Raw genomic sequence first — 791 nt, forward strand, 5'->3', positions numbered from 1 at the left:
CTAATAAACACATTAATAAAATCCCTGCTAATAACGAATAAATGATTAATTCTTGACGCTTATTACTTTCTTGAGTTAATTGTTGATCCTTGTAAGCTAAATCTATTTTATTATCTGCTAACTCTTTATCTTTTTCTAAACTTGATATTCTATTTTGACTCTCTGCAATTCTCCTACCAAAACGTTTGATTTGTTGTATCTCTTGTTCTTTCCTTGAATATAGAGTATCAACCAACTTAACATAACTTTGATAAGCTTCTAATGCTCCTTTATTGTTTCCTACTGATTCTAAAACTTCAGAAAGTTTACGAGTTGCATCTTTTTGAATAATAATATCTTCATTTTTATCAGCCTCTTCTATACTCTTTTTTAAATAGGGTATTGCCTCGTTATATTCCTCTTTTAAAATATAGGCATTTCCTATCTTATAATTTATTTTTTGTGAAGTAATAGAGTCTACTTGTGACTCTTTATCTTCTTCATTAACTATTATGTTTTTTGCATTTTTTAAACTTTCCTTTCTTAAATCAATTTCATCATCGTAACGCTGAGCTTGATTATAATAATCGGCAACTTTTTGCTGTACTTTCAAAGAATTAAATGTACGCCCAGCATTATCATATGCATAATCCAACGAGTTTTTAAATAGTGAATCTGCTTTCTTTTCTTCTCCTAATTCAACATAGACTTCTGCCAACCTAGCATTTAGGTCTGTTATTTTAGATTTAATTTGACTTTCTTGAGCTAATTTCAAAGCACTTTTATAGTTATCTATGGCTTTATTAAACTCT

The 791-nt window shown here is 28.6% G+C and carries 1 protein-coding gene; it reads right to left on the reverse strand.

The window, feature by feature from the left end; genetic code table 11:
* A partial coding sequence (locus OIF36_05445) for a sensor histidine kinase (GenBank protein MCV6599898.1) occupies nucleotides 1–754 on the reverse strand: 754 nt, incomplete at its 3' end.
* Nucleotides 755–791: the final 37 nt, after the last annotated feature.

The organism is Alphaproteobacteria bacterium (assembly GCA_025800285.1).
Lineage (GTDB): Bacteria > Pseudomonadota > Alphaproteobacteria > JAOXRX01 > JAOXRX01 > JAOXRX01.